Raw genomic sequence first — 21,584 nt, 5'->3', positions numbered from 1 at the left:
GGACCGGCGGATGTCCGGAGGGACAGGTCGTGCGCGGGGCGAATCGGATGTCCGAAGGGACAGGTCGTGGTGCGGCGCGTCGGATACCTTCGCCGCCCGAGGTCGACGGTGTCGAGGGGATATGTCCGCATGGACATGTCGCGGCGGGTCGTGCGGGGCTGGCCTCGGGGACAGGCCGCTCGCGCCGGGCCGCGAGGCTGTGTGATGGGACATGTCCTGCGGGACAGGCTGATCTCGGTGCGAGGCGAGACGAGCTGTCCGGGGGGACAGCTCGATCTCGACGAAGCTCGGCTGTCCTCGGGGACAGGTTAGTCGTGCTCGATGCGGACCCAGCCGGCGCGGGTGCGGCGGAGCTCGTAGGTGGGGAAGTACTCGAGGTCGAGGCGGAGGGTGAGGAGGTCGACCTTGCCGTCGAGGTCGACGGTCTTGAGGCGGACGGAGGCGCGGTCGGGCTTGCCGGAAACGGCAGCGAGGAAGCTGTCGATGTCGGGGGTGGGGCGGTCCTCGGCCGCGACGATCCTGCGAGCGGCGCGCAGCCGCGAGCGGCTGGCCGGCGAGCCGTACCAGTAGAGCGAGATGTAGACGCCCTCGTCGGGGACGGCGCGCTGGATGAGGGCGGCGTGGTGGGGGGCCTGGAGCAGGGCGCCGGCCCAGTGGAGCACGCGGTCGGTGCCGCGGCCGTCGTCGGGCCGGGTCACGACCTCGAGGTCGAGCTCGACGCCGTCGCGGAGGAGGCGCACGGTGACGCGGCCGCGCCGCAGCGCGCCCTCGATCTCGCGGACCGAGGTGACGGCGACGCCGCCGGCCCGCAGGACCAGGTCGCCGGCCTGCCAGCCGCGGGCGAACGCGGCCAGCCGCTGGACGACCAGCACCTGGCGGCGCAGCGGGTCGTGGCCCTCGAGCTCGGCGGCTGTCTCGGGGGACAGGCCGCGGTGGCGCGCCTCGGCGAGGGTGACGGTGCCGAACTCGACGCCGAGGTCGCAGACGATCGGCGACTCGCCGCGGCGGAGGATCTCGACGGCCTCGGCGAACAGGTCGGCCGTGATGCCGTACTCGGCGACGCGGTGGTCCTTGCCGTCCTGGTAGGAGAAGCCGGCCCACAGCGCGAGCACGCGGGCCTCGCTGTCGACGATGGCGCCGCCGAGCGAGGCGGTGGCGCTGGTGAGGGAGATCCGCTCGAGGTTCATGGCCCGGAAGCGGGGCGGGCGCGGCAGCGGCAGGTCGACGGCCTCGACGGCGGTGCTCTGGGCGAACACGCGGTGGCCGGACTTGAGGCCGACCAGCCAGACGGGGTCGCCGGGGTGGAGCGGCCGCGGGGCGAGGTCGACGGCGCGGATCGGCGTGTCGCCGAGGAGGGCCGGGTCGTACGAGAGGATCCCGTAGTTGTGGTGCGGGTGGAGGAACGCGATCTCGCCCGGGATCTCGACCGCGCCGGCGACGGTGAGGGTGATGTCCGCCAGCGGGATCGGGACGGTGTTGCGGTCGACCAGGACGAGGCCGCGCTTGGCGTCGACGACCAGGCCGGCGCCGACGAAGCGGGTCGCGTGGATGCCGTCGATCTTGTAGGGGATGTTGCAGGTCACGGTGACCAGCGAAGGCTGGACCTGCTGCACGCGGACGTCGTCGCTCGGCGGCAGGTTGGTGGTGACGGGCGTGCGCGGCGGCGGGGGCGGCGGGGGCGGCTCGACGGTCGAGGGCCAGCGGCCGGTGCGGTCGTCGCGGGTCGAGCGGGTCATGGCGAACCACCGCCGGTCCATGGTGATGACGGTGACGTGCTCGCGGGTCGGCTGGTCGAGGTCGATCCAGCGGACCATGAACGGTGCCGCGTGCGGCAAGCCGGACAGCACGGCCTCGGCCGCGGCCAGGTCGGGCGTCGGCACGCCGGCGATGGCCCGGATCACGGCGCCGCGGTCGAGGTCGAGGGGCGAGAAGAGGTAACCGCTGTTGGCGAGGTAGACGCCGGTCAGCGCGACCTGGGGGTTGCGGGCCCGCTGGTACGAGAGGTCGTGGAGGATCGCGCCGCCGACCTCGAGATAGGTGCTGGGCGTGATGGCGTGGAGGTCTTGCACGCGGGCGCGGACGGTCAGCGGCCGGCCGCCGCGCTCGAGCTCGAGGGTGACGGTCTGGCCGACGGAGGCGTCGAGCACCGCCTCGAGCGGGACGAAGCGGGGGATGAACTGGCCCTCGACGCGCAGGAGGATGTCGCCCGGCTCGAGCAGGCCGTGGGTGACGCCGCCGGGGATCAGCTTGTCGACGATGAGGAGGCCGATCCCGCCCGGGTCGGCGGCGCGGGCGACCTGCTCGGTCTCCGGACGCAGGCCGAGGCGCGCCAGCTCGTCGAAGGGGGTGTACGAGAAGGTTGTCATCAAGGTGCCGCGCGGGATGGGCTGACCCGTGCGCAGCAGCTCGAATGCGCGCAGCACCCGCTCGAGCGGGAGGAAGAAGCTCGAGGCAGCCTGGGTCCGACTGCCGGCGTTGAGGGCGATGACGTCGCCCTCGATGTCGACCACCGGCGAGCCGGAAGATCCACCTGTCGCACCACTTGCAGCCTGCAGGTAGAACGTATTGAAATCGTTATACTTGCTCTGGCCGTATAGCGGCGCCGGGCGATCGACGCGGGCGAGCGTGCCGGCGAGGATCGAGAGCTTCTCGCCGGCGTCGTTGCCGACGACGCGCAGCTCGGTGCCGACGATGGCCTTGTCGGGGCGCAGGCGCAGCGCCGGCGGCCGGATGAAGCGCAGCGCGGCGGGGTCGTAGCGGAAGAAGCCGAAGTCGTGGACGGGGTCGCGGTAGACCGGCCGCAGCGGGATCTCCTCGTGGTTGAGGAACACCGCCTCGGCGACCACGGGGCCCGGCTGGACGACGTGGCGGTTGCTGAGCATGAGGCCCTGCTCGGCGTCGACGACGAACGCGGTCGCCTGCGAGCTGCCGTTCCACTCGGTGTCGAAGGGACGCGGCGCGTCGATGCGGACCGAGACCACGGCCGCGTAGACGCGCTCCAGGCTCTCGCGCCAGGTCGGGGTCATGGCTGGAGCTTCAGGTACGGTCACGAGGAGCATCGTGGTAGCACTCGCCCCATGGGGGGCGCAAAGGCATCCGTACACAGGCTCGAAACAACTTGATATTATGTGGCGTAAGTGTTTGAAATGTGATGATTAAGAATATGCGACATTTTCGGTCGTGATGACCGCGATCGCGGCCCTCGTCGCGGGCCGTGCTCAGCCGATGGCGGGGTATGCGTCATCGATCCCCTTGCAGGCGAGCGGGCCGAGCCGTCGCTCGCCCGTCGCTCGCGGTCGTCTGTCCGCGGGGCCCGACGGACGGACGTCGGCGAGGGCGAGGCGAGCGCGAACAGAGGTGGATGCGTAATTTGCGAGGGGTGCGGAGGGTTCGAAAGCGAAGGTCGCGAGGCTCGGACGATCGCGCGTGTCGATCGGAGGATGCGGGCCGGCGATGGTGCTCCGTGGCCGACCTCGCGAGGGTGCCGGTGCTGCTCGAGTGGAGCGTGTCCTGCTTCGCGGACGGTCGCGAGATCGAGGCCCGTCGTGCCGTGGAGTCAGGACCCTGCCAGTGAGGCCGTGATGGCGCGCGGGTGCTCGCGACTCCACTGGCAAAAGCCGCGAGGCCCGTCGAGCCGTGGCCGGCGAAACCCGTGCGGCAGGTCTCGGAAATGGCTTCCGTGAGCCCCTGTGCCTGGGCTCGCTTTTCTCTTGACCCCCGGGCAGCGCCATTGGGATAAAGGCGCCATGATCGCCTGGCGTACGCTCGCTTGCTCCGTTGCTGTCCTGTGCCTCGTCCCCGGCTGCGGTGATGATGGCGAGCCCGGTGGGTTCGGTACCGGCACCAACAACCCCTCCGGCACGCCGGCCACGGACACGTCTTCCGGCACGGACACCTCGACCAGCGCGCCGGGGACGACCACGAACCCCGACCCGACGACCGGCCCCGATACGACCAGCACGACGGCCGCGCCGACCACCAACGGGCCGACGACGACGCCGCCGACCTCGACGACCGACGCCGACACGACCACCGGCGACGTCGACACGACGACGACCCAGACGACGACGACCCAGACGACCGACCCGGCCGGCTGCGGCAATGGGCAGATCGATCCGAACGAGCAGTGCGACGGCGCCAACCTCAACGGGTTCACCTGTGAGTCGCTCGGCAACGCCGGCGGCTCGCTCGGCTGCGACCCCGTGACCTGCACCTTCGACACGTCGCTGTGCATGGGCAACAGCTCCAGCGGCACCTCGGGGTAATCGCTGAGTTCGTCGAAGCCGAGCTTGAATCCGCGTACGCCCGGCGCAGCCGCCCTGTTGGTGGCCTGCGCCGTGTTGTTTTTGTGCACCGCGCCCGGGCGGATCCAGTTCCCGGACGACGAGATCGTGTTCCAGACGACGGCGAGCCTGGTCGACCGCGGCTCGTTCGCCATCGCCGGGATCGGCCATCGCACCGGGGAGCCGCCCGGCCGGCCGCCCGGGACGTTCGGCTGGGCCGAGGGGCGGGACGGCCGTCGCTACGGGTTCTTCGGCCACGGCCTGTCGCTGGTCGCCGCGCCGATGTACGCGCTGGCGCGCGTGACCGCGCCCGTGGTGCCGTTCGCGTGGACGCGGGCGGTCCGCTCGGACCACTTCACGTTCCATGTCCGCGAGGCCAGGTCGGACTGGCACCACCTGGTCGTCAGCCTGACGCACTGCCTGGTGACGGCGGCGACGGCGTGGCTGCTGGTCCGCTGGCTGGCGTGGCTCGGCTTCTCGGCCCGGGCGGCGCTGTGGACGGGGGTCGCGTACGCGACGGCCACGGCGGCCTGGCCGTACGCGCGCACGTTCCTGAGCGAGCCGCTGTCGGCGCTGGTGCTGCTGGCGGCGGCGCTGGCGATCGCGCAGGCGCACGCGCTGCGGGCCGACCGGCCGCGCGCGGCCGATTGCCGGTTGTGGCTGGCCGGGGCGGCGGCCGGCTTCGCGGTCCACGTGCACGTGGTGAACCTGGTGGCCTGGCCGTGCCTGGCGGGGTACGCGCTGTTGCCGATGCTGGCAAGTCTGAAAGGACAGGACCTCAAGGGCAGGTTCGTGAGGACATGTCTGAAAGCGCTGGCGCCGGCGCGACGCGGGCTGAGCGGGGCGGCGCTGCTGGCCGGCGCGGGCCTGGCGGCGCTGCTGCTCGGGCAGTGGCTGCGCTTCGGCGATCCGCTCGAGACCGGTCGCTTCGGCCACTACAGCGCGTGGACGAACCCGTGGACGGGGCTGTGGGCGCTGATGGTGGCGCCGGGCCGGAGCCTGTGGCTGTACGCGCCGGCGGCGACGCTGGGGCTGATCGGAGTAGGCGCGGCGCTGCGGCGGGCGCCGGCGGCGACGTGGTTGGCGCTGTCGCTGCTGGTGACGCGCTGGCTGGTGGTGTCGGCGCGCACCGACTGGTACGGCGGCTGGGGCCTGGGGCCGCGCCACCTGGTGCCGGCGATCCCGCTGCTGATGCTCGGCTTCGCGGCGGCGGTCGAGACGCTGCCGCAGCGCGCGAAGGCGGTGCAGCGGGTGTTCTGGGCGGCGCTCGCGAGCAGCGCGGCGCTGACCGGGTTCCTGGCGACGCGATCGATCTTCGAGTGGATGATCGTGCTGACGAACGATCCGCGCGCGGCCGGGCACGTGCTCGAGACGTCACACTTTGCGCCGTGGGCCAGCCCGATCGCGGGGTTCATGACGCTCCAGCCCGACGTGCTGGTGCTCGGCGCGGTCAAGCTGGCGCGCGCAGGACACCCGGGGATGCTGATCGGGTTCGCGGGGCTGGCGGTGATCGGGGCGATCGCGGCGGGGCTGGTGGGGCGCGCGCTGTGGCGGGCGCGCGAGCGTCGGTGAATGTTTTTGGGGACAGGTGTGCAGACTGTGGAACAGGCGCGTCGCGTGTCCGAAGGGACATGTCCGAGGCGTCGGTCCGAGGCTGTCCGCGAGGACAGGTCGATCAGCCGGCCTTGAACTTGTGGGTGTAGGTCTCGCCGGGGGTCCAGGCCAGCTCGCTGCGGGTGAGCTGGCGGACGGCGCAGGTCTCGGCGTCGTTGAGGAGGGTGCGCTTGCCGACCAGCGCCTTGACCGAGCCGGGGATCAGCCGGCCGTCGGCGTCGGCCTTCCACTGCAGGGTGACGTCGTAGCCGAAGGTCTCGCCGCAGCGGCGGCGGATGGCCTTTTGGACAGCTGCAGGGCTGCCGGGCGGGAGCGGCTTGCCGGCCTTCGGGGCGGGCCCGGGCGGCGCGGCCGAGGGGTCGATGGCGGTCGGCGACGGCTCGGAGGGAGCGGGAGGTGGCGGGTCGGGCGACGCCGGCGGCGGGGCGGCGGGTTCGAGCGCGAGAGGGACGGCGACGGGCGGCGGGACGGGAGCGGGAGGCGGCAGGGCCGGGCGCTGGAGCTCGAGCGGGCGCGGAGCGAGGGGCGCGCCGACGGGCTCGGTGGGCGGCAGGGCGACGGCGCGCAGGCTGAAGTAGGCGAACACGCCGAGGCCGAGCACCAGGGCGCCGAGCAGCGGGGCGCCGATCGTGAACGAGAGTCCGCGGGCGTCGCGGGTGACGGTCAGCAGCGGGCCGCTGGCGGCGGGCGGGTCGGAGCCGGGGTCGAGGCTGACACCTGTCCCTGCGGCCAGGCGCCGGAGGTCGCCGGCGAGGGCCTGGGCGGTCGGATAGCGGGCGGCGGGGTCGTCGGCGAGGGCGCGGCGCAAGATAGCCTGAAGGCCAGGTGGGACGGCGGCCAGCGCGAGCTCGGACGGGCCGTCGAGGCCGAGGCGCATCGGCGGCAGCTCGCCGGTGAGCAGCTTGTGCATGAGGGCGCCGAGGGCGTAGATGTCGACGCGATGGTCGGCCGCGAGGCCGCGGTACAGCTCGGGGGCGATGTACCCGGGCGTGCCGAGGAGCGCGCCGGTCTGGGTCAGCGAGGCGTCGCCGTGCCGCGAGGCGCCGACGACCTTGGCCAGGCCGAAGTCGAGGACCTTGATGTAGTCGGGGTCGTCGTCGCGGGTGAGGCGGAAGCAGTTGGCCGGCTTGATGTCGCGGTGGACGACGCCGTGCTTGTGCGCGGCCGCGAGGGCGCGGGCGATCTGCTCGCCGATGTGGACGACGCGCTGCCAGCCGAGCGGCCCCTCGCGCGTGACGGTGGCGGCGAGATCCTCGCCCTCGAGCCGCTCCATGACGAAGAAGGCGGTGCCGTTCTCGGTCTCGCCGAAGTCGGTGATCTCGACGACGTGGGCGTGGGCGATGCCCGAGGCGGTGCGCGCCTCCTGAATGAAGCGCTGGGCGATGCCGGGGTCGTCGCCGAAGCGCGGCTTGATGATCTTCACGGCGATCGGCCGGTCGAGCAGGAGGTGCGTGCCGGCGTACACCGCCCCCATGCCGCCGCTGCCGAGCCGGCGATCGATGCGGTAGCGGCCGGCGAGGACGCCCCCGAGCAGCGAGTCGGGGGCGTCGGCGCGGCGCGGCCCGGCGTCGGAGGCGAGATCGGTCGGGGCGTCGCCGGGGGGACTGGCCTGCGTGGGACCGGTGCCGTCGACGTCGTCGCCCGTCATGGGGGCGATTATACGGGCGCAGGCGCCGGGTTCGGGGCCTCGCGGAGGCGCGGAAGCGACCGCTGCCCGGGGCGCCGAACTGGCCGATACTCGCAGGGCGATGGCGAGGAGCAGGACGACGGCGCTGGCCTGCGCGCTGACGCTGGCGAGCACCCACGCCGAGGCGGCGAACCCGGCCACGGAGGCGCTGCGGCGCGAACACGAGGGGTGCAGGGCGCTGCGCAAGGACGGTCGCAACGCCGAGGCAGGGGCCTGTTTCGAGCGGGTCTACGTCGGACTGACGGAGCTCGAGCCGCGGGCGAGCCGCGATCTCTTCAATGTGCTGAGCGACACTGTGGCGGCCTACGAGCAGGCCCATGCGGACAACAGCGCGGAGAGCCCGATGTGCCGCGCGGCCGGGGTGGTGCGCGACTACCTCGAGCGGCCGCAGAAGGCCGAGGCGATTTACCTGCGCCGGCGAGCGCTCGGGCTGGCCGACCGGATCGATCAGAGCCTGCGCGGGGCCAGTCAGTCGGTCGGCCGCGACGTGTGCGCGGAGCCGCCGGGGCTCCCGGCGGCCGAGCCCGAGCCGAGCGCGACGGGGGAGGCGGCGCCGGCGACACCGGCTCTGCCGGCCCTGAAGCGGCTGCCGCCGCCGCGCCCCGGTCAATGGCGCGGGCAGACCAGCTGGGCCGCGCCGTCGGAGCCGTCGCTGGAGCTGCTGGCCGCCGGCTTCGGGGTGTCGATCGGCGGGGCGCTGACGTCGGCGGTGGGCATCGGCCTGTTGCTGTACCGCGCGGAGTGCACGACGGCGACGCCCGACTGCTCCGACGCAGCCCTGGCCAGCTACCACGACGCGGGCTACCTGACGCTGGCCGCGGGCGCGGGCGTGCTGCTGGCCGGCGCGAGCCTCCTGTTCGCCGACCGGATCCAGGAACGCAAGCGCCGGGCGGCCCGCGCGGTCCCGACGTTCGGGACGAACGGGGCGGGGATCGCGGCGTTCGGGCAGTTCTGAGCCGAGGGTGTCTCTCAGGGCATGTGCGATCGGGCAGGTCTGGCGGCGGCGTCGCAAGTGAGTCGAGCGCGGCCGGCGCGACGGTTGCCGCGGCGGCGCGGCTGGCGTAGATCGTCGCCGTGGAGCTGCCGGAGATCGGGGCGCGCTGCGAGGTGGTGATCGAGTACCCCCGCGGCAGCTTCGTCAAGCGGCGCAGCGACGGGCGCGTCGACTTCGTGTCGCCGCTGCCGTGCCCGTACAACTACGGACATGTCCCGGGGGTCATGTCCGGCGACGGCGACCCGCTCGACGCGGTGGTCCTCGGCGGCCGCCTGCCCGCGGGGGCGCGGGTCGAGCGGGCGGTGGTGGGGATCATCGGCTTCGTCGACGTCGGCCAGGAGGACCCGAAGGTCATCTTCAGCGCGCAGCCGCTGACGCGCGCGCAGCGGCGGGGGCTCGAGCTGTTCTTCACCGTGTACGCGCTCGGCAAGCGCGCGCTGGCGGCCGCGCGCGGGCTGGACGGCCCGACGCGGTTCGCGGGCTGGCGGGCGCGCTGAGCCTGCGGTTCGCGGCCCCGTCCCGCGAGCGCGCACCAACTCGATCTTCGCCGGTCTCGTGGCGTTCAGCCTGCCGGCGGCTTGCAAGCGGAACAGTGACTCTCGCGGCCGGATGAATGCGGCGGTTTGTGTGGCAAGGGCACTCGCCGCGACCGCGGGGCGTCGGGCGGCTAGACCTCAAAGACATGTTCTGAGGGACATGTCCCGGCGCGCGGCCAGGCGGGCTACTTCGCCGGGGCGACGGCGACCGGCGGGGCGGCGACCGGGACGAGGCCGTCGCGGCGCGTGCCGGCGATGTCCTCGGGGGCGGCGATGATGTGGCGGAGCAGGCCGCCGACCTTGTCGTCGCTGCAGCTGGAGGTCTTCCAGGCGAACATGCGCACGGACTTCCAGCCGGGGAGGAAGGCCCAGCGGTACTCGTTTTGCCGGGTCCAGTAGGCGCCGGGGACGTCGGGCACGGGCTCGACGGTGACGGTAGGGTCGGTGTGGCGCATGACCTTCAGGTTGTCCTCGGCGGCCTGCAGCGGGGTGTCGCCCATGATGAAGGCGATCCGGAACCACTGGGCCAGGCTGTTGGGCTCGGGCACGAAGTAGAAGCCGCAGCTGTTGTGGAAGGACTCGCCGAGGTAGACCTGCAGGCCGCAGGTGGCGGCGGCGACCTTGCTGTCGAACCCGAGGGTGTGCTCGCAGCACTCGGGGTTGGGCAGCTCGGGGGCGTAGAGGCGGCACACGCCGTTGGTCTCGTCGGGGCGGCCGGTGCCGGGCGACTTGGGCGCCGGGTCGGCCTCAGGTTGCTCGAGCGCGGTCGGGGCGGCCTGGGCGGCGTAGAGATCGCCGGTGACGGCGACGACGCGCGGATCGTCGGGGGCCGGGTGGGCGCCGTCGACGGTGGGCGTGGGCGCAGGCGGCTGTGCTTGGGGACAGGCGGCGAGGAGCACGAGGGCGAACGGGGCCAGGTGCAGGCGGTGCGTCACGGGTTCTCCATGTAGCGCGGCGCGGGCGAGGTTGCCAGAGCCGGAGGACGAGGCCGTCGCCGGCGGGCGAAGAGGAGGAGGAGCGGCCAGGCGGGCCCCGTCGCGGCGAGCGCGAGGTCGCAGCCCATCTGCTCGGACGACCCGCCGGACCCGCTGCCGCCGGTGTCGGTGTCGCCGGGGTCGTCCCCGGTGGTGCTGTCGGGATCCTCGCTGCCCTCGGGGAGGATCGTGAAGCGCACGCGGTCGCTGCCGGCGTTGCCGCCCTCGTCGCGGACGGTGACGAGCAGGTCGTAGGTGCCGGGCGGCGGGTTCTTGAGCCGCAGGTCGACGCGGATCGCCTCGTCGCTGAACAGGGTCTGACCGTCCTGCTGGATGTCGACGGCGTAGAACTGCGGCTCGAGGTCGTCGGTGACCTCGCCGTAGAGCGAGAGCTCGACCGGCAACACGTGGTACGAGCCGTCGGCGGGGCTGGTGAGCTCGAGGACCGGGGCGACGATGTCGGGCTGGGCCGGGCCGAACAGGTAGAGCAGCTCGCGGAAGCTGTTCTGAAAGCCGGTCTCGCAGAACATCTCGTGCACGAGGTTGCAGGTGCCGGCGGTCTCGACCAGGTCGGTGTTGGCGACGATCTTGTTGCACTGATCCTGGAAGAACGGGGTCGGGGCCTCGACGAACGGGTGCAGGTTGTCGAACGGGCTGTTGACGTGCTCGAGACCCCAGGTGTGCGCGGCCTCCTGCAAGATGATGGTGGCGCCGGTGTTCGAGCCCTGGAAGGCGCCGGCGAAGCAGGTGTCGTTGGCCCACAGGTTGCCGCAGTCGATGTACGGGGCGATGCCGGCGAAGTCCTGGGCGCCGATGTCGCCGTAGAGGACCATGGTGTAGCCGGGGTCGTCCGGCGGGCGCCTCCAGGTGGTGCGCACGCCGATCTCCCGCAGGTCCTTGCGCACCGACTCGATGATGGCGACCCGCCGCGCCTCGGTGCCGACGAACGGACCGATGTAGCCGTCGAACAGATCGGCGAGGGTGCTGCAGTCGTGGCGCGAGTCGTTGCCGCAGCCGCGCCGCAGGACCGCGCCGTCGAAGTTGACGTAGAGGGTGTGCGGCGTGCCCGGCATGGCCGGGAGGACGTCCGGGCCCCGCGCCGTCAGCGGCGCCGTGGCTGCCGGGCGCGGGCGCTCGAGCTCGGGGCGCGCCGAGGATGGCCGCAGGGACAGGTCGAGGGCGGCCGGGGATGTGCTTCGGGACAGGTCCGAAGGGGCATCCGCGGATGCGCTTCGGGACGGGTCCGAAGGGGCAGGTTGACTCGCGCTCGGGAGAGGCGGGGCCGACGCGTCCGCGCCCCGCTCGCCGGCGGCGGACAGCGCGGCGAGGAGGGCGGGAGCGAGCGCGGGGTTCACCGGGCCAGGGTACGCGCTTTGGCGCGGAGGCGCAGCGGTCAGCGGCGGGCGCGTCGACGCCCGCGCGCGAGGCCGAGGAGGAGCAGCAGGGCCGGCGCGCCCGAGGTCGGTGCGAGGTCCGATCGACAGGCGCAGCCGTCGTCGCCGCCGCTCTGGTCGCCGGTGGTGGCAGAGTCGCCGGGGCCGCCGGTCGCGCCGGTGACGCCGCCGGTCTGGCTGCCGCCGCCGGTGGTCGGGGTCGGCTCGCCGGTGGGATCGGGCTCGTCGCCGGTGGTGCTGTCGTCGCCGGTGGTGGTGCCGGGCTCGCCGGTGGTGCCGGGCTCGCCGGTGGTGCCGGGCGCCGGCTCACCCTTGACGGTGAAGTGCACGATGTCGACGGCCTCGTTCTTGTCCTCGTCGACGACGGTGGCGGTGATGGTGTACTCGCCCGCAGCGAGGCCGGCGATCGGGAAGGTGAGGTCGGAGGGGCTCGGCCAGGCCGTGGGGTCGGTCTCGGCGGCGCTCGGACCGTCGATCTTGAGCGAGACGGCGAGGATCTGCGGGCTCAGGTTGTCGGCGGCGGTGATCTGGAGGTCGAACTTGGGATCGACCTCGGCGCCCTCGGCCGGCGCGGTGATCTCGACCGTCGGCGCGGTGAGGTCGGGCGAACCAGGGCCGAAGATCTGGAGGAGCTCCTGGTAGCTGTTCTGGAAGTTGCTGCCGTTGCAGAACTGCGAGTGCTGGTTGGGGCACGAGATGTTGTTCTCGGGCACCGGCTGGGCGTTGTCGTCGAGCCGGACGATCTGGAAGCACTCGTCGAGGAAGGTCGGGTCGGGGACGCTCTGGGTCGTCGGGTAGAGCAGGTCGGACTTCGAGTCGACGTGTTCGAGGCCCCAGGTGTGGGCGATCTCCTGCAACACGGCCTTGGCGATGCCGGTCGCCGCGTTGGTGTAGTCGAGCGTGTAGCTGACCTCGCCGCCGTCGCTGTTGAAACAGTCGATGCTCGGCGCGACGCCGGCGAAGCCGCCGCCAGGGGCAGGGTTCCAGTCGCCGATCATCTCCATGTCGTAGTCGCCGCTGGCGGGCCGGACGTCGGTGACGTGGATGTTGAACTTGCCGAGGTCGTTGCGCATGACCTGGACGACGGCTGCCCGCCGACCGGGGTCGCCGGTGAACGGCAAGACCTCGCCGTCGAAGATCGTCGAGCAATTGTTCTGCGGGTCGTTGTTGCCCCAGCCGCAGAAGTTCATCTTGCCGCCGTCGAAGTTGGTGAAGACGATCCACTCGCCGGCGCGCACGGGCGGCTCGGTGAGATCGGCGCCGAACACCAGCGGCTCGTGAAGCGGCGAGGTGATCGGGATCGCCGCGGTGAAGTCGTCAGGTCCGCCCGCAACGGCCAACCCGGGCACGAACAGAGCGGTCAACACGAGGCAGGAAAGACGGGTCCGGGTGTTTTGAGGGGCCATCGTGGCGACGGTACCAGAGGGCCTGCAAAACACCGCGGACGCACCCGCGTGTGTGTGATCACCCGTGGATGGTGATGTCAGCCGCCCTCAACGAGTCGCCGCACGAACTCGGGCAAGGCGAAGGCACCAGCGCCGAGGCTCGGACCGACGTAGCGCCCGGCGACCGCAGCGAGTCGCGTGGCGTCGAGATCGGCCGGGCCGACGCGGTCGCCGGCGAGGGCGAAGGTCCAGCAGCCGCTCGGATAGGTGGGGATGCAGCCGTAGTAGGCGTGGACGCTCGAGAAGACGCCGCGCAGCTCGGCGAACACGCCGCGCACGGTGTCGGCGGCGTAAAACGGCGACTCGGTCTGGGCGCTGACGATGCCCCCGGGTCGCAAGGCGCGGCGCAGATCGGCGAAGAAGGCCCCGCCGAACAGGCCGGCCGCGGGACCGATCGGCTCGGAGCTGTCGACGAGGATGGCGTCGAAGCTGTCGGGGTTGTTGCGCACGTAGTCGACGGCGTCGGCGAACACGAGCTCGACGCGCGGGTCGTCGAGGCGCCCGGCGACCGCGGGGATCCACTGCTGGCAGACGCGGGTGACTCGCTCGTCGATCTCGCACAGGACCACCCGCTCGACGCCGCGGTGGCGCAAGACCTCGCGCACGGTGCCGCCGTCGCCCCCGCCGACGACGAGGACGCGTCGCGGGTCGCGATGGATGCACAGCGGGATGTGGCTGATGAGCTCGTGATAGACGAACTCGTCGAGCTCGGTCAGCATGACCATGCCGTCGAGCATGAGCAGACGGCCGTGGCCCCGGGTGTCGTAGACCTCGATGCGCTGGAAGGCGCTCTGCTCCTCGTGCACCTTGTCGGTGACGTGGAGGCCGATCGCGGAGAGGTCGTGGTAGTGCTCGTATAACCAGGGCATGGCGGGCTCGAGTGGGTGAGTGAGTGAGTGATTAAAAGGCTCCGGGCGGAGGCTGGGCCTTATAGCCCTGCCGCCGCCCGGGACTCAAGCCGCGGAGCGAGTCCGCGGCGCGAGAGACTCAGTGCAGCCAGCGACCGCGGCGCTCGTCCTCGGCGTCCTCGTCCGCCTGCTCGTCGGCGTCGGCCGCGGCAGCCCGCGCCTGGTCGCGCTCACGCAGCAGGGCGGTGAGGATGAGGCCGAAGCCGGCGCCCCAGGTGAGGATCATGAGGGCGATCCAGTAGGGCGAGGCGTTCATGCCGTAGAGGAACGGCATGCCGGCGCTGTGGGTGAGGGCGACGTGGTCGACCTCGAGGCGGTAGACCAGCACGGCGAACACGATCTGCAGGAGGAGCAGCGCGCCGCCCATCATGGCGATGCCGAGCTTGCCCTCGCGCTTGCGCGAGGCGAGCAGCAGGGTGGCGACGGCGGTCTCGGCGATCAGCAGGACCTGCGTCAGCGTGGCGTACATGATCTCGCTCTGCTCGCCGGCGAGGCCGTTGCGCTGCATCACGGCGCTGTAGGCGAAGCCGACGACCAGCATGGCGACGGCGAGGACGCCCTGGAAGCGCATGAAGGCGCCGCGGGCCTCGACGTGGCTCGGGACGGCGTGCGCCCGGGCCGGACGACGCAGGCTGGCGACCAGCAACCAGCCCAGGACGGGCAGGAGGAAGGCGCTGGCGAGGAAGGTGACGAGGTTGAGGCCGTCGAAGGTCTGGGTGTTGGTGCGCGACGAGAGGTCGAGCAGCGTGAGGCCCGAGCAACCGACGCACGCGAGCGCGAGCGCGATGCCCTCGGCCGGCCGGAACAGCGGGGCCCAGGCCTGCTCGACGCGGCGGCGCCAGCTGAACAGGCAGATCGTGGCGAGCATGACCTGGGTGCCGACGGCGTAGGCGAGGAAGGAGGAGCCGAGCTCGGGGTCGCCGGCGGTGACGAGATCGGCCGAGCCGGGCAGGCCGGTGAAGCCGAGGATCCCGCCGAGGACCGCAGGCAGCGGCCCGAGCAGGAGGCCGGCGCTGGCGATGTTGGCGCCGACGAGGGCGGTGCCGAAGAGGCCGGCGCCGGCGATGCCGACGGCCATCAAGGCGCCGACGAGCAGGGCGTTGACCCGCTGGCCGAGCGCGTCGCCGAGGCCGATCGCGGTGAGGTGCGTGGCGCCGGTGAAGAGGACGAGCAGGCCGAGCGGGAGCAGCAGCGGGCCGACGCCGACGGTGAGGCCGAGCAGGGCGAGCGCGGGCAGCAGCAGCAAGGCGCCGGCGACCATGGCGAACACGTTGGGCCCGACCGACATGGCGAGGGCGAGGTCTCCCGCCGACAGGCCGGTCATGCGCAGGACCGGCAAGGTGCCGGCCTCGCGCTCGCGGGCGGTGTGCGTGGCGGTGACGACCGGGCCGACGAGCAAGAGCATGAAGGCGGCGAAGCCGAACAGCACCGAGCCGATCAGCTGGCCGCGCTGGGTGTCGGAGACCGGCGAACGGTAGCGGACCGAGGGCTTCTGCAGGGCGGTGAACTCGGCGATCGGGTCGACGAGCCCGCCCTGCCACAAGGCGGCGCTGGGGTTGAAGACGGCCTCGGCGAGGGTGCGCAGGTCGCCCTGGGCGAGGTTGGCGAGGGTGTTGGAGATGTGCGGCAGGCCGCCCGAGCTGAGCACCCAGCCGGCCAGCTGACCGCCGTCGCCGTAAGGATCGTTGTTGAAGAGGTCGGCCCACAGGGCCTGGCGATCGGTGCCGTTGGTGTCGATGGCCACCGCGCCGTCGCGCCGCTCGAGGCGGTCGATGCGGGCGGCGAGGGTGGTGAGCTGGCGGCGCTGGGCCTCGATCTCGCGCAGGAGCGGGCCGGCCGGGTCGCCGAGCTTGCCGTTCTCGACGTCGACGGCGAAGGCGGCGGCCTGGATCGCGGCGGTGCGGGCGAGGTCCTCGTCGCGGGTGGTGAGGGGGCGGAGATCGACGGTGCTGAGCAACAGCTCGTGCAGGTCGCTGCGCCCGCCGAGGAGGTCGCCGCGCAGGTCGACGGCCTCGCGCTTGAGGATCGCGGCGGCGCGGTCGAAGTTGCGGATGGTCTGGTCGACGCGGGCCCGCAGCTCGGTCAACACGGCGACCCGCACGCGCTGCTGGGCGGCGAACTCGCGGTCGACCACGGCCTGCTCGCGGTCGTCGAAGCTGCAGCGCGGCATCTGCGGGCCGTCGCACACGGCCCAGGCGTCCTCGAGGCCGACGGCCACGCGCACGTCCTGGGCGGCGGGGCTGTCCATGCGCGTCAGGGCGGAGGTCCCGAGCCACGTAAGGCCGCTGATCAGGGTCGCGGCGACCAGGGCCGAGGCGGTGCGCGACCGGAGGTCGCGGCGGAGGAAGGGTCGAAGTCGTTGAGAGAGGGACCGGGTCGGGCTCGAGGTCCCGGTCGGTCGTGAAGGTGTACGAGGATCCTGGTTCGCCATAAACCCGCCTTGCGTTGTGGCCCGGACAACCGGCAGCCTTTGAGTGTTCCACAAAACGTAGGCGCGGCGCAGATGATTTCACTGGCGTGCATGTCGCTGAGGTAAGATCCGCCCGTGACCGCGAACCCCAGCGCCCTCCGCCTCCCCGCCGATGTCGAGCGCACCCTGTCCCACTGGCTCTCCGAGGCCCGTTTCGCGTCGGAACGCGAGGCGCTGCAGGCGCTGGTGAGCGCCGCCGAGGCCGGGTCGGCCACCGCGCAGGCGGAGATCCTGGACGCCTTCTCCCAGGTGCTCCCGATCGGCACCGGCGGCCGCCGCGGCAAGGTCGGGCCCGGTCCCAACCGCTTTAATAAGGTAGTGGTGCGCGAAACGGCGCAAGGCCTGGTGCAGGCGATGCGCGCGGCCGGCGACACGCCCCAGGTGGCTGTCGTGTACGACACGCGCACGCACTCGCGGGACTTCGCGTTCACGGTGGCCGAGCAGTGCGCAGCCGGCGGGATGACGGTGGTGCTGCTCGACTCGCCGCGGCCGACCCCCGAGCTGTCGTTCCTGGTCCGCCGCCTCGGCTGCGGGGCCGGCGTGGTCATCAGCGCCAGTCACAACCCGCCGGAGGACAACGGCATCAAGATCTACGGGCCCGACGGCGCGCAGGTGCTGGGCGAGCGCGACGCGGCGTTGATGCGCGCGATCCTGTCGGTGACCGAGCTGCCGGAGCTGCAAGAGGAGCAGCGCAAGCAGATCCACGTGCTCTCGCCCGAGCGGGTGGTCTCCGAGGCCGACCCGGCCTATCACGCCTACGTGCTGGCGCAGGGGGTCGCGCCCGGCGACCTGTCGGCCGCGGGGCTGCGGGTGGCGTTCACGCCGCTGCACGGGGTCGGACACACGAGCGTGCTGCCGGCCCTGCGCGCCCGCAAGATCGAGGTGCTGCCGGTCGAGCGCCAGTGCGACCCCGACGGCGGCCGCTTCTCGACGGTCCGCTCGGCCAACCCGGAGGCGCCGGAGTCGATGGCGATGGCGATCGCCCTGGCCGAAGAGACAGGTGCGCAGCTGGTGCTGGCGACCGACCCCGACGCCGACCGTCTCGGCGCGTGCGTGCGCGGGCGCGACGGCAAATTCGTGCCCCTCGACGGCAACCGCCTCGGGGTGCTGATGCTCGACCACGTGCTCGCCCACGCGACGATCGCCGACAACGGGTGGGTGCTGACGACGCTGGTGACGACGCCGCTGATCGCGACGATGGCGACGGCCCGCGGGCTGACGGTCGTCGACGATCTGCTGGTCGGGTTCAAGCACCACGCCGGCATGGCGGCCGAGCACCCGGAGCGCACGGTGGTGTTCGCGTGCGAGGAGAGCCACGGGTACCTCCGCGGCGACGAGATCCGCGACAAGGACGGGTCGATCGCGGCGCTGCTGCTGGCCGAGGCGGCGGCGCTGGCCAAGCTGCGCGGCGAGACGCTGCTCGACGTGCTCGACGCGATCTGGTGCCGGTTCGGCTACCACCGCGAGAAGACGCTCAACTACATGGCGCCAGGGCTGGCCGGACGGCAGGCGATCGCGGCGCTGATGCAGGCGTGGCGGACGTCGCCGCCCGCAGGCTTCGCCGGTTTGACGACGCGCCGCTTCGAAGACCGGCTGCAGCCGCGCCACACCGGCTCGCCGACGCGCGACCTGCCCGGGGACGTGCTGAGCCTCGAGCTCGAGGGCGAGGGCGGCAAGAAATGCCGGCTGGTGCTGCGCCCGAGCGGGACGGAGCCGAAGCTGAAGATCTACGGGCTCGCCCGCAGCGCGCCCGGGATCGAGCCGGCGGCGCTGCCGGCGGTGGTGTCGCAGATCGACGGGGTGGTCGAGGCGGTGCTGGCCGACGCGCACGCGCAGATCGAGGCGACGATGCGGCCCTGGCTGGGTTCGGCTTCATGAGGCGGATCGCGGTGGTGGCGGCGCTGCTGGCCCTGGTGGCGGCGCTGGCGGTCTGGCTGAAGACGGACGCGCGCACGCCGTCGCGGCCGGGGGGGCGCAAGAGCAAGGGGGCGGCGACGCAGGTGACCGCGGCGGTCGAGGCCGGCGCGCCGGCGTACGGGGTGGCGCGCCGGGCCGATGTCGACCGCAGCGGCGTGGGGGTGGTGCGCGCGCGGATCGTCGACCGCGACGGCAGCCCGGTGAGCGACGGGCGGGTCATCCTGCACTGCCTGGCGAGCGGGACGGACCACAGCGCGCCGATCGAGGGCGGAGTGGTCGAGGTCGGCGCCGAGGGCGAGTTCAGCGGGCCGGGCTGCCGGGGGATCGTGTGCGCGGAGCTGCGGCACCCGACGCTGGTGCCGCGCGATCCGTGGGTGCTCGAGCCGAATCGGCCGGCGGTGACGCTGGTCGCGCAGGCGCTCGAGCGGGTGGTCGGCTCGGTCAGCGACGGCGAGGGCCACGCGGTGGCGGGCGCGCAGGTCTGGGTCCGCCGCGGCGACGACGACGACCCGGGGGCGCTGCCCCCGTTCACCTCGCGCAACACGGTCAGCGACGGCGAGGGCTTCTTCAGCTTCGCGCGGGTGGAGAAGCCGCCGTGCGACCCGTGCGGCGAGGCGAGCGGCCGCTGCGAGCCCGGGGACGCGCGCGACGTGCCGACGTACGCGTCGCTGATGCTGATCGCCCGGGCGCCGGGCTTTCGCTCGACCGAGAAAGAGGTGTCGGTCGACGACGAGGAGGGCTGGCAGATCGTGCTGGCGCCGCCGCTGGCGCCGCTCCACGGGACGGTGCGCGACGCGGAGGGGCGGCCCTATCCGCGCGCGCGGGTGCTGGCGCGGGCGCACGCGCGGGGCTACGAGGTCCATCAGGCGCGGGTCGAGGACGGGCAGTTCAGCCTGGGCGAGCTCGGCGAGGGCAGCTACGACCTGCGCGTGGTCCAGGACGGGGTCGAATTGGCGAATTCCGGCGGACACGTGGCCGGAGAGGCGGTGGCGCTGGTCGGGAGCGTGCCGGCGCCCGGTCGCGCCGTGACGCTCGCGGTGGTGCGGCGCGGGACCGACGAGCCGGTGAGCGGCGCGGTGGTCGACGGCGGACCCTTCGCCGGCGCGCGCACGAGTTCGGACGGGACCGTCGGCGCGGGGGACGTGCTGCCGGGGACGTACACCGTCGGAGTGAGGGTGCGCGGGCTGCGTTCACAACGCGGGCAGGTGACAATTCCCGGCGACGACGCCGGCCCGTGGACGGGGCGCATCGAAGTCGACGACTCGCCGTAAACTCGGGTCCGGCGGGTCGCGCGGGAGCTCTTCGCGGACATGTGGGCCCGGCAATTCGCTCGCGGTGTCGGGTGAAGAAGCAGTTTGCAGCGCGCGCTGCCTGAATTTGCGCGGGGGCACAAATTTGAGGGTGTGACCGGCTCGCGTTAGCCTTGGGGGCCCGGCGCGCCGGGACAAGTTCGAATCATGGCCGATATCGAGAACGACGGGCTTCTCAGCAACCCCAACAGGCTGATCTTGTCGCCGCGCGAAGCCGCGGAGCAGCGCTGGGGCACGATGATCGCGCAGCGCTACCGGGTCGAGGAGCTGTTGTCCTTCGACGACATGGGGGCGCTGTACCGGGCCCGCGACACGGAGCGCGGGGTGCCGTGCGCGTTGCGGATCTTGCCCGAGATCTACGCGCGTGACCCCGAGATCCGCGATCGCTTCCTGCGCGACGCCGAGGCGGCGCAGGTGCTGCAACACCCCAACATCATCGAGGTGTTCGGCACCGGCAAGCTCGACGACGGCGGCGTGTACTCGGTGATGCAGCTGCTCGACGGGCAGAACCTGCGCAACGTCATCGAGGAGGAGCGCCGGATCTCCGCCGGCCGCGCGGTGCACATCGCCAGCCAGGTCTGCCGCGCGCTGGGTACCGCGCACGACATGGGCATCATCCACCGCGACCTCAAGCCGAGCAACATCGTGCTCGTCACGCAGGACGGCGAGCTCGACGTCGTCAAGGTGCTCGACTTCGGGGTGTGCTCGCACGTCGACAGCGAACGCTCGGGCGTGTCGACGATCGAGAAGCTGGTGGGGTCGACGGCCTACATGGCGCCGGAGCAGGCGGCGGGCGAGGAGGCCGACCCGGTCTCGGACATCTACGCGCTCGGCACGGTGCTGTTCGAGATGCTGACCGGGCGGCTGCCGTACACCGGCCGCAACGACTACGACATCATGATGAAGAAGGGCCGGCAGGAGGCCCCGCGCGTCGACGAACTGGTGCGCGACGTGCCGGCGGCGCTGGCCGACCTGGTGGCCCGTTGCCTGGCGCCGCGGCCCGAGAACCGGGTCCGCTCGATGCGCGTGCTCGAGGTCGATCTGCTGCGCTCGCTCGACGCCCCGGCGGCGCCGCGGCCCGCTCGCTCGGCTGGCGATTCGGACAGGGCCGAAAGGGCAGCCGCGATGTCGATGAGCTCGGGCGCCCTGGTGCCGCCCCCCGATCCGATCGCGGCGGTCTCCAACCCGGCGATGATGCTGGCCAGCGCGTCGATGAGCGCGCCGCGGCCGACGATGGAGACGCGCACGATCCAGGTGCAGCCCAAGGAGCACCCGCACGCGTGGCTGTGGCTGGTCGGCGCCGGCTCGATCGCGGTGGTGCTGGTGCTGTTCGGGCCGCAGATGTTCGGCGCCGCCAAGACGCCGCCGGAGGAGCCGCCGCCGCCGGACATCGTGACCCCGGACGTCGACGACTCGACGCCGCCCGAGCCGCCGAAGCCGATCGACCTCTCGGTCCCGCAGGCGGTCGAGAACGTCGGCGACCCGCTGGTGCTGGCCGGGCGCGCCGACCTGGCGCTCAGCGAGGGCCGCTTCTGCTCGCCGCCGGGCGAGTGCCTGCGCGACTACCTGGCGGCGCTCAAGGAGATCGACCCGAAGCACGAGGCGATCGAGCGCCTGACCCAGAAGATGCCGGCGGCGGCGATCGAGTCGGGCAGGACGGCGATGGCCGAGAAGCGCTTCCACGACGCCGGCCAGACGTTCCGCTGCATCCAGGCGCTGGCGCCCGACGCCCCGGGGGTGAAGGAGCTGCTGGCCGAGGCGCTGGTCGGCGAGGGCAAGATCCTGCGGCTGATGAAGGCGTGGGACGAGCTCCTGCCGCTGGTCGAGGAGTTCGACAAGCTCGGCGTCAAGCCGGGCTTCGACGCGCTGGTGCTCAAGGGCCAGGTGATGGCCGCCAAGGCCCGCTGGCAGGAGGCGGTCGACGCCTACGCGGCGGCCAGCAAGCTGCGCTCGAACGACAAGGACGTGCGGAAGGCGCTCGACGAGGCCAAGCAGCAGCTCAAGGCCGAGAACAAGAAGTGAGCGCACGGACATGTCCTTCGGGGCATGTCC

At 72.6% G+C, this 21,584-nt stretch carries 14 protein-coding genes; 7 read left to right on the top strand and 7 right to left on the bottom strand.

What is annotated here, in order from left to right; genetic code table 11:
• Positions 1-308: 308 nt before the first annotated feature.
• On the bottom strand, positions 309-3,026 hold the full coding sequence (locus K7C98_RS28845; protein ID WP_224195011.1) for a trypsin-like peptidase domain-containing protein: 2,718 nt from the start codon (positions 3,024-3,026) through the stop codon (positions 309-311).
• A 720-nt stretch (positions 3,027-3,746) separates the two neighbouring features.
• Between K7C98_RS28845 and K7C98_RS28840 the strand changes: the two genes are divergently transcribed.
• Together K7C98_RS28840 and K7C98_RS28835 are read left to right on the top strand one after the other, a co-directional pair.
• Positions 3,747-4,265, top strand: coding sequence for a hypothetical protein (locus K7C98_RS28840; RefSeq protein WP_224195010.1), 519 nt, complete (start codon positions 3,747-3,749; stop codon positions 4,263-4,265).
• Positions 4,266-4,289: 24 nt separating this feature from the next.
• Positions 4,290-5,855, top strand: coding sequence for a hypothetical protein (locus K7C98_RS28835; protein WP_224195009.1), 1,566 nt, complete (start codon positions 4,290-4,292; stop codon positions 5,853-5,855).
• A 103-nt stretch (positions 5,856-5,958) separates the two neighbouring features.
• Here the strand turns inward: K7C98_RS28835 and K7C98_RS28830 are convergent, their stop codons facing one another.
• Entirely contained in the window at positions 5,959-7,545 is a 1,587-nt protein-coding gene (locus tag K7C98_RS28830) for a serine/threonine-protein kinase (protein ID WP_224195008.1), read from the bottom strand.
• A 100-nt stretch (positions 7,546-7,645) separates the two neighbouring features.
• On the opposite strand from K7C98_RS28830, the gene K7C98_RS28825 reads away from it, so the two are divergent.
• Both K7C98_RS28825 and K7C98_RS28820 read left to right on the top strand, forming a co-directional pair.
• A complete protein-coding gene (locus K7C98_RS28825) occupies positions 7,646-8,539 on the top strand; it encodes a hypothetical protein (RefSeq protein ID WP_224195007.1) in 894 nt (297 codons plus the stop codon).
• Between the two features lie 119 nt (positions 8,540-8,658).
• Positions 8,659-9,075 carry an inorganic diphosphatase gene (locus K7C98_RS28820; protein WP_224195006.1) on the top strand — a complete coding sequence of 139 codons (417 nt, stop codon included), beginning with the start codon at positions 8,659-8,661 and terminating at the stop codon, positions 9,073-9,075.
• Positions 9,076-9,299: 224 nt separating this feature from the next.
• Here the strand turns inward: K7C98_RS28820 and K7C98_RS28815 are convergent, their stop codons facing one another.
• From K7C98_RS28815 to K7C98_RS28795, 5 genes are all read right to left on the bottom strand, one after another.
• Positions 9,300-10,049 (bottom strand): hypothetical protein, encoded by a 750-nt coding sequence (locus tag K7C98_RS28815; protein WP_224195005.1) that lies wholly within the window; start codon positions 10,047-10,049, stop codon positions 9,300-9,302.
• On the bottom strand, positions 10,046-11,161 hold the full coding sequence (locus K7C98_RS28810; RefSeq protein ID WP_224195004.1) for a hypothetical protein: 1,116 nt from the start codon (positions 11,159-11,161) through the stop codon (positions 10,046-10,048). Before K7C98_RS28810 ends, K7C98_RS28815 begins: the two co-directional genes overlap by 4 nt.
• Before the next feature lie 320 nt (positions 11,162-11,481).
• Positions 11,482-12,888 (bottom strand): Ig-like domain-containing protein, encoded by a 1,407-nt coding sequence (locus K7C98_RS28805; protein ID WP_224195003.1) that lies wholly within the window; start codon positions 12,886-12,888, stop codon positions 11,482-11,484.
• 77 nt (positions 12,889-12,965) lie between these two features.
• A complete protein-coding gene (gene speE, locus K7C98_RS28800; RefSeq protein WP_224195002.1) occupies positions 12,966-13,796 on the bottom strand; it encodes a polyamine aminopropyltransferase in 831 nt (276 codons plus the stop codon).
• Between the two features lie 118 nt (positions 13,797-13,914).
• Complete coding sequence (locus tag K7C98_RS28795) at positions 13,915-16,083, bottom strand: hypothetical protein (protein WP_224195001.1); 2,169 nt, start codon at positions 16,081-16,083, stop codon at positions 13,915-13,917.
• Positions 16,084-16,380: 297 nt separating this feature from the next.
• On the opposite strand from K7C98_RS28795, the gene K7C98_RS28790 reads away from it, so the two are divergent.
• From K7C98_RS28790 to K7C98_RS28780, 3 genes are all read left to right on the top strand, one after another.
• Positions 16,381-18,183, top strand: a complete 1,803-nt coding sequence (locus tag K7C98_RS28790) for a phospho-sugar mutase (protein WP_224195000.1) — start codon at positions 16,381-16,383, stop codon at positions 18,181-18,183.
• On the top strand, positions 18,180-19,493 hold the full coding sequence (locus K7C98_RS28785) for a carboxypeptidase-like regulatory domain-containing protein (protein ID WP_224194999.1): 1,314 nt from the start codon (positions 18,180-18,182) through the stop codon (positions 19,491-19,493). Before K7C98_RS28790 ends, K7C98_RS28785 begins: the two co-directional genes overlap by 4 nt.
• A gap of 186 nt (positions 19,494-19,679) precedes the next feature.
• The gene (locus tag K7C98_RS28780; RefSeq protein ID WP_224194998.1) at positions 19,680-21,554 is read left to right on the top strand and encodes a serine/threonine protein kinase; all 1,875 of its coding nucleotides are present in this window, start codon (positions 19,680-19,682) and stop codon (positions 21,552-21,554) included.
• The last annotated feature ends 30 nt before the right edge of the window (positions 21,555-21,584 follow it).

The organism is Nannocystis pusilla, assembly GCF_020073745.1.
Lineage (GTDB): Bacteria > Myxococcota_A > Polyangia > Nannocystales > Nannocystaceae > Nannocystis > Nannocystis radixulma.
The sequence above is the reverse complement of the archived record's forward strand: the minus strand, read 5'-3'. Positions and strand labels throughout refer to the sequence as shown.

Excerpts from the sequence above, each read along its gene's own strand:
- speE (WP_224195002.1), bottom strand. The coding sequence starts at position 13,796 with ATGCCCTGGTTATACGAGCACTACCACGACCTCTCCGCGATCGGCCTC.
- K7C98_RS28785 (WP_224194999.1), top strand. The coding sequence starts at position 18,180 with ATGAGGCGGATCGCGGTGGTGGCGGCGCTGCTGGCCCTGGTGGCGGCG.
- K7C98_RS28830 (WP_224195008.1), bottom strand. The coding sequence starts at position 7,545 with ATGACGGGCGACGACGTCGACGGCACCGGTCCCACGCAGGCCAGTCCC.
- K7C98_RS28780 (WP_224194998.1), top strand. The coding sequence starts at position 19,680 with ATGGCCGATATCGAGAACGACGGGCTTCTCAGCAACCCCAACAGGCTG.
- K7C98_RS28840 (WP_224195010.1), top strand. The coding sequence starts at position 3,747 with ATGATCGCCTGGCGTACGCTCGCTTGCTCCGTTGCTGTCCTGTGCCTC.
- K7C98_RS28845 (WP_224195011.1), bottom strand. The coding sequence starts at position 3,026 with ATGACCCCGACCTGGCGCGAGAGCCTGGAGCGCGTCTACGCGGCCGTG.
- K7C98_RS28795 (WP_224195001.1), bottom strand. The coding sequence starts at position 16,083 with ATGGACAGCCCCGCCGCCCAGGACGTGCGCGTGGCCGTCGGCCTCGAG.
- K7C98_RS28805 (WP_224195003.1), bottom strand. The coding sequence starts at position 12,888 with ATGGCCCCTCAAAACACCCGGACCCGTCTTTCCTGCCTCGTGTTGACC.
- K7C98_RS28825 (WP_224195007.1), top strand. The coding sequence starts at position 7,646 with ATGGCGAGGAGCAGGACGACGGCGCTGGCCTGCGCGCTGACGCTGGCG.
- K7C98_RS28810 (WP_224195004.1), bottom strand. The coding sequence starts at position 11,161 with ATGCCGGGCACGCCGCACACCCTCTACGTCAACTTCGACGGCGCGGTC.